The organism is Blastococcus sp. SYSU D00820, from assembly GCF_054050695.1.
On the sequence record NZ_JBJGZW010000008.1, the window covers coordinates 18,227 to 33,060 of the forward strand.

Annotated in this window: 14 protein-coding genes; 2 read left to right on the top strand and 12 right to left on the bottom strand. The window is 71.5% G+C overall.

The genetic code is table 11. The features are described 5' to 3' along the window. Position 1 precedes the first annotated feature (1 nt). The 4 genes from ACI79R_RS10780 to ACI79R_RS10795 are packed head-to-tail and all read right to left on the bottom strand — an operon-like array spanning position 2 to position 2,951. Positions 2-1,381, bottom strand: coding sequence for a phenylacetate--CoA ligase family protein (locus tag ACI79R_RS10780; RefSeq protein WP_456573611.1), 1,380 nt, complete (start codon positions 1,379-1,381; stop codon positions 2-4). A gap of 27 nt (positions 1,382-1,408) precedes the next feature. Further along, positions 1,409-2,203 (bottom strand): enoyl-CoA hydratase/isomerase family protein, encoded by a 795-nt coding sequence (locus ACI79R_RS10785; RefSeq protein ID WP_456573612.1) that lies wholly within the window; start codon positions 2,201-2,203, stop codon positions 1,409-1,411. Further along, entirely contained in the window at positions 2,200-2,559 is a 360-nt protein-coding gene (locus tag ACI79R_RS10790; RefSeq protein WP_456573613.1) for a MaoC family dehydratase, read from the bottom strand. Before ACI79R_RS10790 ends, ACI79R_RS10785 begins: the two co-directional genes overlap by 4 nt. Continuing rightward, positions 2,559-2,951: a hypothetical protein gene (locus tag ACI79R_RS10795; protein WP_456573614.1), complete on the bottom strand. Its 393-nt coding sequence runs from the start codon at positions 2,949-2,951 to the stop codon at positions 2,559-2,561. The genes ACI79R_RS10790 and ACI79R_RS10795 overlap by 1 nt, the downstream gene beginning before the upstream one ends. Before the next feature lie 246 nt (positions 2,952-3,197). Between ACI79R_RS10795 and ACI79R_RS10800 the strand changes: the two genes are divergently transcribed. Continuing rightward, positions 3,198-3,749: a TetR/AcrR family transcriptional regulator gene (locus ACI79R_RS10800; RefSeq protein WP_456573615.1), complete on the top strand. Its 552-nt coding sequence runs from the start codon at positions 3,198-3,200 to the stop codon at positions 3,747-3,749. 1 nt (position 3,750) lies between these two features. Here ACI79R_RS10800 and ACI79R_RS10805 read toward each other — a convergent pair whose 3' ends face one another. From ACI79R_RS10805 to ACI79R_RS10820, 4 genes are all read right to left on the bottom strand, one after another. Then, positions 3,751-4,443 (bottom strand): ComEA family DNA-binding protein, encoded by a 693-nt coding sequence (locus tag ACI79R_RS10805; protein ID WP_456573616.1) that lies wholly within the window; start codon positions 4,441-4,443, stop codon positions 3,751-3,753. Then, a complete protein-coding gene (locus tag ACI79R_RS10810) occupies positions 4,440-6,101 on the bottom strand; it encodes an NERD domain-containing protein (RefSeq protein WP_456573617.1) in 1,662 nt (553 codons plus the stop codon). The genes ACI79R_RS10805 and ACI79R_RS10810 overlap by 4 nt, the downstream gene beginning before the upstream one ends. A gap of 111 nt (positions 6,102-6,212) precedes the next feature. Further along, complete coding sequence (locus tag ACI79R_RS10815) at positions 6,213-6,701, bottom strand: hypothetical protein (RefSeq protein WP_456573618.1); 489 nt, start codon at positions 6,699-6,701, stop codon at positions 6,213-6,215. A gap of 115 nt (positions 6,702-6,816) precedes the next feature. Continuing rightward, positions 6,817-8,457, bottom strand: a complete 1,641-nt coding sequence (locus ACI79R_RS10820) for an MFS transporter (RefSeq protein ID WP_456573619.1) — start codon at positions 8,455-8,457, stop codon at positions 6,817-6,819. 309 nt (positions 8,458-8,766) lie between these two features. On the opposite strand from ACI79R_RS10820, the gene ACI79R_RS10825 reads away from it, so the two are divergent. After that, on the top strand, positions 8,767-9,135 hold the full coding sequence (locus tag ACI79R_RS10825) for a hypothetical protein (RefSeq protein WP_456573620.1): 369 nt from the start codon (positions 8,767-8,769) through the stop codon (positions 9,133-9,135). A 60-nt stretch (positions 9,136-9,195) separates the two neighbouring features. Here ACI79R_RS10825 and ACI79R_RS10830 read toward each other — a convergent pair whose 3' ends face one another. From ACI79R_RS10830 to ACI79R_RS10845, 4 genes are all read right to left on the bottom strand, one after another. After that, positions 9,196-9,630 (bottom strand): hypothetical protein, encoded by a 435-nt coding sequence (locus tag ACI79R_RS10830; RefSeq protein WP_456573621.1) that lies wholly within the window; start codon positions 9,628-9,630, stop codon positions 9,196-9,198. Beyond that, the gene (locus tag ACI79R_RS10835; protein ID WP_456573622.1) at positions 9,627-12,905 is read right to left on the bottom strand and encodes a TM0106 family RecB-like putative nuclease; all 3,279 of its coding nucleotides are present in this window, start codon (positions 12,903-12,905) and stop codon (positions 9,627-9,629) included. Before ACI79R_RS10835 ends, ACI79R_RS10830 begins: the two co-directional genes overlap by 4 nt. 4 nt (positions 12,906-12,909) lie before the next feature. Continuing rightward, on the bottom strand, positions 12,910-14,028 hold the full coding sequence (locus ACI79R_RS10840) for a PD-(D/E)XK nuclease family protein (RefSeq protein WP_456573623.1): 1,119 nt from the start codon (positions 14,026-14,028) through the stop codon (positions 12,910-12,912). A gap of 94 nt (positions 14,029-14,122) precedes the next feature. Continuing rightward, a complete protein-coding gene (locus tag ACI79R_RS10845; protein WP_456573624.1) occupies positions 14,123-14,794 on the bottom strand; it encodes an NUDIX hydrolase in 672 nt (223 codons plus the stop codon). Positions 14,795-14,834 lie beyond the last annotated feature (40 nt).

Consider the following 14,834-nt stretch of genomic DNA (forward strand, 5'->3'; position numbering starts at 1 on the left):
GTCATCGCCTCCCCAGCGTGATCGACGGGCGCTCCTCGGCAGCGCGGTGGTCGAAGACGTGCTTGGTCTTCAGCTCGTACCGGGGCAGTGTCCCCGGGGCGAGCACCTGCGTCTCGAGCCGGACGCCGATCCGCTGCCGCAGGTGGTCGGCCAGGGCATGGGCGAGCGCCGGGGCATCCCGCGTGGCGTCCGGTGCCGCCTCGACCTGGACCTGCATCCGGTCGAAGCCGTCCTGCCGGGAGATGTGCAGCTCGTAGTGGCAGGTCAGGCCCGGCACGTCGCCGATCAGCTGCTCCACCGCGGTCGGGTACACGTTCACGCCGCGGATGGTGACCATGAAGTCGGCGCGGCCCAGCACCGAGCCGGGCATGTGTCCCCAGGTCCAGCCGCAGCCGTGGTCGTGCTGCTGGTCCAGCCGCACCAGGTCGTGGGTGCGGTACTTGATGAACGGCTGGCTGAAGTGGGTGTAGCTGGTGACGACGTGCTCGCCGACGTCGTCGGGACCGGTCAGCGGCGCGCCGGTCTCGGGGTCGACCACGTAGGAGTGGGCGACGTCCTCGATGACGTGCACCCCACCGCCCCACTCGCGGCAGGACTGGCCGATGAACAGCGCCTCGCCGATGCCGTAGGCGTCGAGGACGCGGTCACCGACGCCCCAGAGCTCGCCGAGCTGGCGCCGGGTGGCGGGGATGGACAGCCCCGCCTCGCCGCCGCCACCCAGCAGCCGGACGCCCGCCTCGCGCAGGTCCAGCCCCTCGGACCTGGCCGCCTCGGCGAGGTGGATGAGGTAGGTCGGCGTGCCCACGACCGCGGTCGGCCGCAGCTCGAGGATGTCCTTGATCCGCTCGGCGGTTCCGGCGCCACCGCCGGACATGATCTGGAGGTTCAGGTTGCGGGCGCCCCAGTAGAAGGTCCACAGCCCGATCCAGGGACCCCAGTTGAAGCAGAAGTACATCGAGTCGCCGGGGCGCAGGCCCTGGTCCCACATCGAGTAGCAGTACTGCGAGCCGGCCTTCTGCATCTCGTAGGGCGTGAACACCTCGTTGAGGAAGCGGCCGGTCGTGCCCGTGGTGTGGAAGTACTGCTGCCAGTGCTCCCGACCCAGGGCCACCCCTCCGAAGCCGGACGCCTGGCTGTCCTGGTCGGCCACGTAGTCGGGCTTGTCCGTGAACGGCAGCCGGTGGTGGTAGTCATCCCACGTGCGGATGTCGGCCGGCTTGATCCCGGCGTCGTCGTAGATGCGCCGGTGCAGCGGGGAGTGCTCGTAGGCCCAGCCCACCAGGTGCCGGATCTTCTCCAGGTGCAGCGCGTCCAGCACCTCGCGCGGCGCGGTCTGCGTCGGCTTGTTCCAGTACCGCTCGTCGCCCTGTGGCTCGATCACGGGTGCGGTTCCTCCTCGTCCGGGTGGTCAGCGACCCGTCCACTGCGGCGGGCGCTTGGCACCGAAGGCCGCGGCACCCTCCGCATGGTCCTGGGTGGTCTTGAGCACGCTCTGGCCGAGCCGCTCCAGGCGGCGGCCGGTCTCGGCATCGACGTCGGTACAGGTGTTGAGCACGAGCTTGGCCATCCCGAGCGCCAGCGGGGCGAAGGCGCTGAGCCGCTCGGCCAGCTCGCGGGCGCCGTCGACCGCACCGCCGTCGGGGACGACGGTGGTGGCCAGGCCGGCGTCCTTGGCCTCCTGGGCCCGCAGCGACGCCCCGAGCATGACCAGTTCCTTGGCCTTGCCCAGACCGACGTGCCGGACCAGCCGGGAGCACCCGCCGGAGCCGGGGATGAGGCCGACCTTGACCTCCGGCATGACCAGCCGCGAGCGCTCGGTGAGGACCCGGAAGTCGCAGGACAGCGCGAGCTCGAGACCGCCGCCGGCGGCGACGCCGTCGATGGCGGCGATGACCGGGATCTCCATCGCCTCGACGGTGTCGAAGACGTCGTGCACCCGGCGCACCTCGGCGCGGAAGCCGCGGGTGCCGATCTCGGTCAGCTCCGCCATGCCTCCGACGTCCTCGCCGGCGGAGAAGGCGCGGCCGCCGGCGCCGGTGATGATCAGGACGCGCAGCGAGCGGTCGAAGGCGGCGTCCTCGATGGCCTGGCGCATCTCCTGGCGCATCTGGCCGTTCCAGGAGTTGAACTTCTCCGGGCGGTTGAGGGTCAGCACCCGCACCCCGCCGGGCTCGTCGTCGACGAGCAGGTACTCGTACGTCACGACGACCGGCCGAGGACGAACGTGGCCACGACGGTGCCGTCCTGCTTCTCGACCTGGACGCCGTCCTCGGTGGGGACCAGAGCGAGCCGGTCGCCGGGGAAGACCGGAGCCGTCAGCCGGGCCTCGAGCCCGGTCAGCGCCTCGGCCCCCAGCTGGGCGACGACCAGGTCGAGGGCGAGGGCGACGGTGAGCGGCCCGTGAGCGATGACCGACGGCATGCCGGAGGCCCGGGCGAACTCCTCGTCGACGTGGATGGGGTTGAAGTCGTCCACGGCCCCGGCGTACCGGGCGATCTGGACGCGGGTGAGCTGCTCGGTCTCGGCACGCTGGAGCGTCTCGGGCGGGTGCACGCTCATCAGGCGGCCTGCCTCTCGACGAAGGTGGTCGACTGGCGCTGGATGAGCTCCGTGCCGCCGTCCCCCAGGAACTCGGTCACCACGATGCCGAACTGGTTGCGCCCGCGGCTGAAGACGTCGCCGACGCTCACCCGGACGGTCACGGTCTCCTCGCTCCGGAAGGGGCGCCGCCATTCGTAGGTCAGCCCGCCCAGCAGGGCGCGGGAGAGGTCGAGGCCGAGACCCTCGACGATCGTCCCCTCACCACCGATCGTGGGACCGAAGAAGCACACGAGGGACGCGGTCTGCTCCGCGGTCGGCGTCCCGATGGCGCGGGCCAGCGCCCGGAGGCGGGCGGAGGAGACGACCTCCTGACCCTCGTGGATCACGGTTCCTGCGGCGTGTTCGTGCACCCGTCCTCCTCCGACCTCATTCTTCCGACTCATCGGTAGAATGATGTAGGCCACAGCCGCCGTCAAGGGCGTGGGGAGTGTGGCCCGGCGGCTACCTAGGATCCCGTGAGGCCCGACGACGGGCCCGGCGCGACGACCGGAGGACGGATGGCCGGACAGGAACAGCCGCCCGCGGAATCGACCGGGGAGCGGCGCCCGCGGGGCCGCCCCCGGCTCACCGAACCGTCCGCCGAGTACCTCCGGCGGATGGACGAGATCGTGACCACCGCTGCGGAGGTGTTCCGCCGGGACGGCTACGACAACGGCTCGCTGGACGCCGTCGCCGAGCAGATGGGTCTGCGCAAGGCCAGCCACTACCACTACGTGGGATCCAAGGCCGAGCTGCTGTACCGGGTGTTCGACCGTGCGATCACCACCGCGCTGGAACAGCTCGAGGAACTGACCGGCATCGCCGACCCCGAGCAGCGGCTGCGTGCGCTGATCACCCACCAGGTCACGATCATCACCGGGGAACCGGGCATGTTCACCGTGTTCTTCGACAGCCGGCCCCGCCTCGCCGCGGACTACGAGCGGGCCATCCGCGCGAAGGAGCGGCGCTACGTCCGCATCTACGCCGAGGCACTGGAGGCCGCAGGAGCGGCCGGGGTCGTACCCGCGGTCGATCCCCGCCACGGCGCCCAGGGCCTCCTGGGCATGCTCATCTGGGTCTACAAGTGGTTCGACCCGGAGCGGGACGATCCGGCAGCCGTTGCCCGAGCCTTCGCCGAGATGCTGATCCGCACCCCGCCGCGCGCGTAGATCAGAGGACGATCCCCCGCTCCTGCACCTGGTGCGTGTCGTACGGCGGGAGCGCGACGTCGACGACGAGCTCGCCGACGTTGTAGTACGAGCCGCGGCGGTCGCGGGCGGCGACGATCGCGTCGGCCTGCGCCCGGTCGATGCGGCAGACCTCGGCGATGACCTCGGCGGGCGCGGTGTTGACGTCGACCAGTCCCCCGTCGTCGTAGCCGCGGCCGAGGTCGGGCCGGCCGATGCCGAGTTTGCGGGCGAGGACCGGGTCGCGGGTGGCGAGTTCGCGGGCTGCCTCGCGCCGCTCCCGGCCCTGCATCGCCAGGGCGAGGACCTCGTCGGAGCGGCTCGGCAGCTCGCCCGGCCGGCCGTAGACCTCGCGGCGCAGCGGCCGCAGCTGGACGCAGGCGGCGGCGATGACGGCGAGGGCGAACACGCCGGTGACCGAGCTGAGCGTCTGGTCCGACGCGATGGCCTCACCCCGGGCGTCGCGCGTGATGAAGCTGGACAGCACGCCGACCGCCGCCCCGGCGAGCGCGTACAGGACCGCCGTGCCGCGCAGCCGCGGCCGCTGGAGCCGCGTGGCGGCGTGCCAGAACGGCACCGTGGAGAACAGCCCGGCGGTGCCGATGGTGACGACGAAATACCAGCCGCCGCGGGTGAAGCGCTGCCAGAGGCTGGGGCGCGGTGCGACGTCGGTCATCGCCGGTCCCCCTCCGCCGCTGACCCCGTCAACCGCCGCACCACGGCCTCGCCACCCACCCGCCGGATCAGCTCCAGGTCGCCGCAGACGATCAGCAGGTCGCGCGCCCGGGACAGGCCGACGTAGAGCATCTCCCGCGCGCGGGCCTCGTCGCGGAAGCCGTTGATCGCGAGCACGACGGCCGGGCGCTCGAGCCCCTTGAACCCGAGCACGTGGCCGTAGAACAGGTCCTCGTCGTCCCAGTAGGTCGCCCAGTAGGCGTCCGGACCGGCCTCCTGGCGCTCGGCCTGCACCGGGTGCCGGTGGTAGGTGGTCAGCAGCGCGACCGACTCCGGCGGCCAGCCGTCGTGCAGCAAGGCGTCGGCGGCGTCGTCCGCGGCCCCGATGGCGTCCTCGCTGGCGCACGGCACGAATCGCACCGGTACGCCGTTGCCGCCGCGGTTCTTCATCTGTGTGGTGGTGAGGCTGCCGAAGGTGCCGGCGATCTGCTTGGTGTTGCGCAGGTTCTCGGTCAGGTTGATCGGCGTCAGCGCGACCGTCGGCCGGCCCTGCCGGGCGAAGACCCGCTGGCCCTCGTCGGCGAAGACGTAGAGCGAGCCGTGCTCCGGGGAGCGCAGCGCGGCCTCGACGGCGGGCCACCAGCTCTGCGCGAAGTCCTGGGCCTCGTCGATGACGATCGCGTCGAACCGCTCGTCCTCGGGCAGCTCGCCGGCGAGCTCGACCATCCGGGCGGGGAGGAACTCCTCCCAGTACGGGCTGTCGTCGTCGGAGCCGGCCGGCACGCCCCAGCCGATGCCGAGGTAGTGGAAGGTGCCGACGTAGGCCGGCCGTTCCTTCGGCTTCCAGGTCTCGACCCGGCGCTTGAGGAACTCGGCCAGGCCGCGGGAGTAGCACATGACGGCGACCCGCTGGCCGGCCATCGTGAGCCGGCGGGCCTTCTCCAGCGCCAGCCAGGTCTTGCCCGCCCCGGCTCCGCCGCGGATCTCCACCCGCGGATTGCCCTCCAGCATGTCGAGCACCCGGGCCTGGTCGCGGGTGAGCAGGTCGCACTCGGCCTCGCGCTCGGAGAGCTGGGCGAGCAGGTCCTGCTGGGGGATGCCGACGCCGGCCAGGCAGTCGACGAACGCCTCGACGTCGTCGGCGGTGGGCGGCTCGAGATCGGTCTCGCACTGGCGCAGCGCGGCGGCGACGAGCGCGGCCGCCCGCGGCAGGTCGGTGCGGTCGAGCACCGACCAGCGGGGCGCCTCGGGGCTGGCGAAGTCGTCGGGCAGCGTGGTCGCCGGCAGGGCCACCAGGTGCACCATCCGCGGGTCGCCGGCCCGCCAGCGGCCGTGCCGCCGCAGGTAGTCGCGCAGCGCGTACTTGCAGGCGACGGCCTGGTCGACGGGGTAGATGCGCTTGTCGAAGCCGTCGCCGGAGCGCTGCCGCCACTCGGCGCCGGACAGCGAGACGCTGCCGCCCTTGACCTCGATGACGGCGATGCCGAAGCCGGGCCAGGCGACGATGACGTCGGCCTCGCGGTCCTCGCGGCGGGTGGTGAACCGCTGCCCGCACACCATGACGGCGTCGTCGGGGAGCTGGTCGCGCAGGGCGTCGGCGAACTGCCGCTCGGCGTGCGACTCGAAGACCGGTTCGGCCGGGAAGACGCGCGCCGTCATCCGCGGACCGTGGACGTCGTCATGGCGTTGCCCCCGTGGCTCGCTGGAGTGGTGTCGCGGAGCATCGCAGCCGGGACCGACGGGAGCGGGGATCCGGGATCCACCCGGCGCTCACCGCAGCGTGCCGAGCGGCTGGGTGTCGTCCTCGAGCGCGTGCGGCCAGACCCATCCGGCCGGCGGGGACGCCACCTCGGAGGCGGGCATCCAGCCCTGCGCCCGCCAGGCCGCCTCGTCCTCGAACCGCCGGCGGCGTCGGGCCATCACCACACGCCCCGCCACGACGAGCAGGCCGATGATGCCGAGGCCGGTGACGAGGAGAGCTGCGGCCCGGTCGTCGTCCAGGAACATCTCGCAGTAGCCGGCGAGCACGTGCGGCGGGTCGGAGAGGCGCCCGTTGTTCTGGTAGCCGAGGACGTCGGCCCAGACCTGCGTCGTGTCGGTGCCGCTCGGCGACCCATCGGGGGCGAACGGGGAACCGCACTGCACGCCCACGGTGCTCGTGCCCGCCCGATCGAGGGTCCGCGGCTGGAAGCCCATGACCAGGCCGATGACGGCCACGACCGCGGCGATGCCGCCGACGATCCACTGCTTCACGCTCACCGGCACTCCCCGTGTCCTACGCCGACGACCCGCGGGACGTTACGGGCGCGGCACGGTCACGGGACGCTGCGGCACGAGGCGATCAGCCCCACGCACACCGTCGTCCCCCCGGCTGTCAGCGCGCCCCAGCAGCCTCCGGCGCCCGCTCCTGCGCCGCCGGCGGACCGCCCTGCTGCACGAAGTCCTTCTGCCGAATGAGCACCAGGCAGAACGCCGCGGCGGCGAACGCGATCACCATCGCGATGAGCGTGACGTGGTTCAGCGCGTCGACGACGGCCTGCGTGCCGACCGAGTCGATCAGCCCGTAGGCGGCCGCGCCGGCCTGCTCGCCGCCCTGCTGGGCGGCGTTGGCCTGTGCCGCCTCGGCCGCCGCCCGCACCTGCCCGTTGGACAGGGCCGCCGTCAGGCCGCCGAGCGCCTCGCTCGGCACCTGGCCGGAGAGCCCGGCACGGACGGCATCGGCGACCTGGTGGCTGAAGATCGAGCCGAGCGCGGCGATGCCGGTGGCGACGCCGACCTGGCGGAACGTCGAGTTGACGCCCGACGCCATGCCGGAGCGCCGCGGCTCGACGACGCCCACGGCGGTCGAGGCCAGCGGCGTGTTGATCAGCCCGACTCCGATCCCGCAGACGATCAGGCCGGGGACGAGGTGGGTCCAGGCGGAGTCGACCTCGATGCCGTGGAGCAGGAGCAGCCCCACGCCGAGCACGAGGAAGCCCGGGCCGATCAGCCAGCGGGCGGGCACCGTGTTGGTGAGCCGGCCGGCGATCGCGGCGGCGATGAACGAGGCGCCGGAGAGGAACAGGAACCGGACGCCGGTGCCGACGGCGCTGTACCCGAGCACGTTCTGCACGTAGATGACCAGGTAGGTCAGCAGCGAGAACACCGACGCCGAGACGCCGAAGGCGGCGATCAGCCCGCCGGTGAAGGTCGGCTTGCGGAGCAGGCCCAGGTCGAACATCGGCTGCTTCTGCACCAGCTGGCTGACGACGAAGGCGACAAGCAGCACCGCGGCGGCGATCAGCGACGCGACCACCCAGGTGTCGCCCCAGCTCTTCTGCCCGGCCTCGATGAGGCCGTAGACCAGTGCGGCGAGCGCGGCGCTGAAGGTGACGAAGCCGATCCAGTCGGGCCGGCCGGCACGCGGGTCGCGGGACTCGCGGACCTTGAGCAGCGTCACGACGACGGCGACGACGCAGATCGGGATGTTGACGAAGAAGATCCAGCGCCACGACAGCCCGCTGGTGAGCACGCCGCCGAGCACCGGACCGATGGCGACCGCGGCGCCCGTCGTCGCACCGAAGGCGCCGAAGGCGACGCCACGCTCCCGGCCGACGAACGCCGCCGACAGCAGCGCGAGGGCGGTGGCGAACATGGCGGCGCCGCCGATGCCCTGGAAGGCGCGGGCGAGGCAGAGGAAGAGCGTGTCCTGCGCGAGGCCACAGGCCAGCGAGCCGATGGTGAACAGCACCAGGCCGATGACGAAGACCCGCTTGCGCCCGAACAGGTCGGCCAGCGACCCGGCGGTGAGCAGCAGTGCGGCCAGGGACAGCGCGTAGGCGTCGATGACCCACTGCAGGCCCGACAGCGACGCGTCGAGCTGGGTGGCGATGTCGGGAAGCGCGACGTTCACAATCGTGACGTCGAGCAGGAGCATGAAGACGCCGAGGCAGACGGCGGCGAGCGTCCACCACCGGCCGGGGTCGGACCCCGCCTGCTCGCAGGGGCCGGCCGCGGACTTGGTTGCGTCGTGCACCTGGTGATTGTGGGCGCGGGGGGTGACGGTCGGCTCGTCCATGGAGGGTGCCGTCCGCCACGTCGGACCGACGCGAGACGGTCGGGTCTCGCAATCAGCGGTCCCCCGTGCCAAAATGCTCGCCGCGCCTTGGTCCACGGGGGAAGTGGCGCGATCGGGGGGCCCCACGTGCGTTCACTTCTGCCTGCCTTCGCTCTACTCGCTGCCGGGCTCCTCGTGGGCTGCGACAGCACTACAGCGCCCGGCGCTCCACAGTCCGAGCTGGGCTACGCCAGCGCGCTACAGCGCGAGCTCGAGGTGCCGCAGGCCGTGGAAGGCCTCGCCTCGGGTGCGGCCGCGCGTGCCGCCGCTGAGGCTGCGGCCGTTGCAGCAGCAGACGTTCAACAGAGCGCGGAGGATGCGGCCTTGACCCGGCAGGCTGCGGCGGCGGCGGAGGCAGCTGCTGCACAGCAGGCGGCCGAGGAGGCCGCTGCCGCTCAAGCAGTCATCGATGCCGAAGGCGGCTGCCCTGGTGGTTGGTATTTCGACGACGACCTCGGATGCGTCAACCCGGAGGACGACGGCTACGTCTCCTCCGACCTCGAAGTGCGGTGCTCCGAGGGAACCGCGACCGTCGAGGAGTGTTTCGGGCCGGGTTCCGACCTGAACGGCAACGGGATAGCGGACATCAACGAGTGACCGCTCCGGGTCGGCGACCAATGTGAAGCTCCTCAGCCCAACGAGAGCTGAACGACCGATCTAGAAGACGACATTCGAGCAGTCCATGCACACACCCTCGTCGCGCAGAAAGCGCTCGGGCGGCTCGAGGTGACGGCATGTTAGGCACCACCGGAACGCCTTCCGGCGGCGACGGGCGATGTCATCGGCCACCGCATTGATGGCCTCCGGTCGATCGAGGAGGTCGGTCGGATCGAACGGTCGTCGCTCCTCGACGCGCCAGACCAAATCAGCGTGCCCTGACCACCGCCACCCCGGCTTGGCGAGCCACCATTCGCGCCCGTCGGTGCCCACGGCGACTTGCGCCGGTTCGCCCTGCACGAACCAGCGCTCCGCTCCCTCGTCGGTCACCCCTGGCTCAGACCGCCATCGGGCGCCGAGCACGTCGCGCACGGTGTCCAGGTCGACAGCAAGCAGCCCCGCCAGACCTTTGTCTTCATGCGGCAACATGATCACGGCACGACCTCCGCCATCTCGACCAGCCGGCACAGCGCATTGACCTGCCGCAACTGCTGCGTCGTCCGAACCGGGGCGTCGAGCAACTCCGGGCTCATGACCACGACGGCGAGCGCCTTGGCGCGCGACACCGCCACGTTGAGCCGGTTCAGGTCGTAGAGGAACGAGACGCCGCGAGGCGCGTCCTCCGCGCTGGTGCTCGTCATCGAGTAGACGACGACCGGCGCTTCCTGCCCCTGGAACTTGTCGACCGTGCCGACGCGGGCGGAGGGCAACCGCTTCTTGATGGCGCCGACCTGGTTGTTGTACGGCGCGACGACGAGCACGTCCTCCACGCCGATCGGGCGTACGGCGCCGGTCTTGTCGACCCAACCGACGCCCTGCAACGACCGCCAGATGCGGGCCACCTCGTCGGCTTCCTCGGCGCTCTCCGCATCGGCTGCCTGCGTGTGCCGAACCAGCCGCACCGCCAGCCCGCTGCCGGCGACCGCTCCGCCGTCGAGGACGCGGATCCCGCTCATCCCGTCGGCTGACTGCAGCCTGTCCTCATATGCCAGGGCGGACACGAAGCGGGTCAGCTCGGGGTGCATCCGGTAGGTGCGGTCGAGGAAGACGCCACGGTCGGGCGGGATGGTGGCGTGCCCGTCGAGCAGGTACTCCAGGGCCGAGGCCCTGGACTCTCCCGGGTGCACGGCCTGCGTGGGCTGGGCCAGCTGCTGCGGGTCGCCGAGCAGGACGATCGCCTTCGCTGCCCTGGCCACCGCGACGGCGTTCGCCAGCGAGAACTGCCCTGCCTCGTCGACCACCAGCACGTCGACCTCGCTGGCGAGGTCGGGGCGGGTCCACAGCCACGCGGTGCCTCCGACGAGCTGCGCGGTGCCAGCGATCAGCTCAGCCGCCACGTCCGACGGCTTGCTCGACCAGCGGACGTCCGGCGCACCGCAGTGCTGGTCGGCGTCGCACTTCTGCAGCGCCGGACGGCCGACCGCCTTCAGCAGGTTGCCGATGACGGCGTGCGAGGTCGCGGTGACCCCGACCTTCTTTCCCGCGTCGAGCAGGCTGCGGATCAGCGCAGCCGCCGCGGTGGTCTTCCCGCTGCCGGGTGGGCCCTGGATGGCGAGCACCTCGCCGCGGAGGGTCGCGCCGATACGGAGGATCGCGTCGGTCGGGGTCTCGCCCGGCTGCAGCCGCGTGCCAGCTGGCACCGTTCGCTGCAGCAGCGCCTGCCCGAGGCACGGACGGCCGGCGAGCACGTCCTCGCCGGTGTCGCGGATCGCCGCGCGGAGGCTCTCGGTGTTGATGGGCCCGCCCGGACCGAGACCACGGGACACCGGCGGCGGGGCCGTGCTCTTGATGACGAGCGTTCCCCTGTCGGCGTCGAGCTCGAAGACGGTGCCCACCGACGCGTGGGAGTCGACGTCGAGCGCGTCCCCGCCCTCGCGGAGCTTGGTGTCCTGCGGCGGGAACGAGTAGCGGTAGAGCCGGCTTTTTTTCTCCGGCCCGGCGTCCACCGGCGCCGACAGCCCACCGAGCGCGCTGGCGTCCTCGAGCAGCTCGTCGTCCTCGAGGTCCTCGAACCGGAAGACGTCCCACCAGGCCGGTCGGTCCTCGCGCCGGTGCCACTGGACCAGGTCCCCGAGTAGCTCGTGACCGGCGGCGTGCAGCCGAGCCACGAGGTCGAGTTCGACGGCCTCCGCAGGAGTCACCGTGGCCGCCGGTGCGTCGGTCGCCACGACCGGTCGCGGCTGCGGACCGTGCAGCGCGACCAGTTCGGCGCGCTGCTGCTCGAGCCACTCGTGCAGCTCGCGGGTCGAGTCGACGTCGTCCTTGTTGTAGGCCTCGATGCCGGCGAGGATCGCCGGATCCTGCTCGGTGATCCACCGCTCGTAGGCGAGGACGCTGGACATGGCGTCGGCGACGTCCCCGGTGTGCGACCGGCCGTAGAAGGCCTCGACCTTCTTGATCGAGTAGGACTCCTTGCTGATCCGCATCGACTGACGGACGACGGGATAGAGGTCGACGAACCGCTCGGCTCGCAGCAGCTGGTCGAGCTCTGCCTCACGCAAGCCGTACTTGCCCGTGAGCCGCTTGAGCGCGGTGACCTCGTACGGCGCGTAGTGGTAGACGTGCATGGCGGGATCGCGACGCCACGCGTCGAGGAGCAGGTCGACGAGGTCGGCGACCATGCGCCTCTCCTCGTCGCGACTGTGCGCCCAGAGCGCGGTGAAGGCGCCGTTGGTGTCGCCGATGCCGGCGAGGTACTCGAGACTCTCGCCGTCGGCGAAGTACGGGTCGCCCTCGAAGTCCAGGTAGAGGTCGCCGGAGCTCGGATCGGGGAGCCGGAGCAGCCCCATCCCCGCGACCGGTGCCAGGAGGGTGCGCGAGGGTGTTCCGGTGAGGCGTTCGCGGAGCTGCTCGGCGGCCTGCTCGTGCAGCCGGGTGCGCGCGACGACGCCGATGCGCGACGCGGCCACCTGCTCAGGTGTCGCGGTGGCGAGCTCCTCGAGTGTCTTGATGCCGACGGCGCGCAGAGCGTCGCGGTGGTCGCGTCGCATGAAGGCCACGAGGCTGAGGTCATCGCCGCGGCGCAGCTCGTCGTCGCACCGCTGCACCCACCGGCACTGCGTGCAGTGGCCGATCGTCACCGGATCGGTGCGCGGCGGCGCCGCGACGAAGGTCTCCAGCCGGTGGCGGGCGCGCCGGGCATAGGCAGCGACGTCGGAGAGCCGCCACGGCCGGGAGACCTCGTCGCCCGTGACGACGTGGATGAGCTCCGGCGGGATCCCCTGCAGCTTCTCCAACCGCTCGGCGTAGGTGGCCATCTGCAGCAGCGCAGCGACCTTCATCTTGCGAGCGAGCTTCGTGTCGGCGATCTCGTAGGACCACCTGCCGAGAGCCGATGGCCGCTCCACACGCAGGAGGAAATCCGCCTGCCCGCCCCAGACCCCGTCGAAGAAGGTGCCCTGGAAGACGACGTGGAAGCCCTGCTGCATCGCCCGGACCGTCTCGGCCTCAGCCTGTCGACGCCCCGCGCCGTCGAATCGGGTGGCGACGGTGTGGACCGTCTTGCCTTCTTGCTGCAGGCGCGCCAGGTGCCGCTTCTCGTGTGCGTCGCCGAGCTGGAAGATCAGCTCGAGCTCCTCGCTCGGCCCGTCGGCGGGCGCGGCGAGCCTCGCCCGCGCCACCTGCAGGTCGAGCCAGGTGAGGTGGGTGCACTCCTGGTGGCGGGTCAGGTCGGTGGGGCTGAGGACGGGGTGACCGTCGATGAGCTGCATGCCGTCAGTCCTGGTCGCCCGCGAGCTGAGCCAGGAAGGCATCAGCCAGCCGTGTCAGCTCGGCAAGAGCCGGAACCAGCTCGGCCGGCGTGACGTCCTGGCTCACCGTTGAGTAGCGATAGATGAAGTTCGGGGCGAAGTGGTTGTAGGTCTTCTTCCCTGAGTAGGGCGTGATCCTGCCGGGGAGCACCCGGTCGAGGTGCTCAGGCGCCAGCCAAGCGGTGAGGTAGGCGTCCGCTGCCGCTTCTCTCGCCTTGACCAGAGCGGCACCGGGGCCGGAGAGCTCGGCTGCTTGCAGCAACGCAACTAGACGCAAGGAGCGCCCCTGCATCTGCCAACCCAGACGTACCGGCCCCAGGCCGGGGACCTCCTGCACCGCCGAGTAGTACGAGGCCGTGGGCTCCTGACGCGACCAGTAGGTCTCGAAGTCACCGGATGGCGCCTCCTCGACCCGCTTGCGGATCGACTGGACGAGATCGACGTTGCGGAGCTTGAGCAACAGGTCTCGAAACCCGACGGCGCGCAGCCGCTGATCGGTCGCCCCGTCGAGGAAGTAAGGCTCGCTCGGGTGCACGCTGGACGAGACGGCCTCCCCCAGGGCTGCCAGCGACCGTGTGAGGCCGGTGTACTGGGTCGTGAAGCTGGCGTCGAAGCCGGCCGGCAGGCGCGCGGCCACCTCACCCATCGCACGGGACACCGTGTCGTAGCCGATCCGGCGCCACGGCGCCGGCAGCTCCTCGACCGGCGGCATGAGGCTCAGCAGAACGAAGGAGGCGTTCTCCGCGATCGCCGGTGCGTGCTCCGTGAGGTCCTCGTGGTAGCCGCGCAGCTGCGTGGTGTCGGGAAGCGAACCGACCTTGTTCTCCAGCACGACGCCGGAGCCGTCGTCCAGCACGGCCGCGAAGTCCAGCTTCCGCCACTCCCGCCGGACGTCGTACGCCTCGGCGTGCGGCGCGCCCAACTCGTCGGCGAGAGGACCGGCCGCCTCGGGGTAGGACCGGAACACCCATCCGAGCACGTTGCTGTGCCACAGCTCCATGCCCGCCTGCGACGTGCGGTACAGCGGGCTGTCGTTGAGCTGGGTGACCAGCGGCTCGACGCGCGCCCAGAGTGAATCGGTCATGACACCCCCGTGTCGGTTCGGCGTGGAGCGGGGACGTTCTCACAGCCTGCCGACAAGACCGCGGTTCCGACACCGGCTCACTCCGGAAGGGGGATCAGTCGGCTCGTCGTCGCCGGTACAGCTGGGCCGGCTTGCCGACCCGTCCGGCTGATCGCTCCGACGTCTTGACGACCTCGTTCTTCATCACCCGGCGGAAGGTGTCGACGGAGTAGTCGAGACCGGCGACGGCCTCGTGCAGCCGGAACAGGTCACGCATCGTGAACGGCTCGTCGATCAGCCCGAAGGGGTCCGGACGCTCTGCGTACGCCGTCCGCATCCACTGCGCCGCCCGCCGCACGATGTCGTCGTGGCCGAACGGCAGGCCACGCACCTCGTCGACCGGGCGCAGGCAGACGTCGTCAGGCCGCGCGACCATGACCGGCTCGACCACCCGCCACGGCAGGCCGACGACATGAGCCACCGACATGACCCATCCCCGTCGGTCGCGGTCAGGATCGTCGAAGACGTGGAGTTGCTCCGTCGGCACGTCGTCCGGCAACCCCACCTTGTCCCGGAGCGAGCGGCCGACGGCGGCGGCCAACCGCTCGCGGTAGTGGACGAAGGTGCCGGGCAGCGCCCACTCCCCCGCCTCTTCATCGCCCTGACGCCGAACGAGCAGGACCTCCAAGCCGCGAGAACTCGGGCCGACGGTCAGGACGGCGGTGTCCACGGCGACGGACGGCTGCGGGTACTGGTCCAGCGTCTTGCCGGACGAGTCGCGGTACATGAGCTTGACGTTAGCGCAGCCATGCGTTATCCCTTGTTTG

What these genes read in the sequence shown, in the direction of transcription:
- ACI79R_RS10790 (WP_456573613.1), bottom strand. Translation starts at nt 2,559, where the DNA reads ATGAGCGTGCACCCGCCCGAGACGCTCCAGCGTGCCGAGACCGAGCAG.
- ACI79R_RS10810 (WP_456573617.1), bottom strand. Translation starts at nt 6,101, where the DNA reads ATGACGGCGCGCGTCTTCCCGGCCGAACCGGTCTTCGAGTCGCACGCC.
- ACI79R_RS10805 (WP_456573616.1), bottom strand. Translation starts at nt 4,443, where the DNA reads ATGACCGACGTCGCACCGCGCCCCAGCCTCTGGCAGCGCTTCACCCGC.
- ACI79R_RS10840 (WP_456573623.1), bottom strand. Translation starts at nt 14,028, where the DNA reads ATGACCGATTCACTCTGGGCGCGCGTCGAGCCGCTGGTCACCCAGCTC.
- ACI79R_RS10845 (WP_456573624.1), bottom strand. Translation starts at nt 14,794, where the DNA reads ATGTACCGCGACTCGTCCGGCAAGACGCTGGACCAGTACCCGCAGCCG.
- ACI79R_RS10800 (WP_456573615.1), top strand. Translation starts at nt 3,198, where the DNA reads ATGGACGAGATCGTGACCACCGCTGCGGAGGTGTTCCGCCGGGACGGC.
- ACI79R_RS10835 (WP_456573622.1), bottom strand. Translation starts at nt 12,905, where the DNA reads ATGCAGCTCATCGACGGTCACCCCGTCCTCAGCCCCACCGACCTGACC.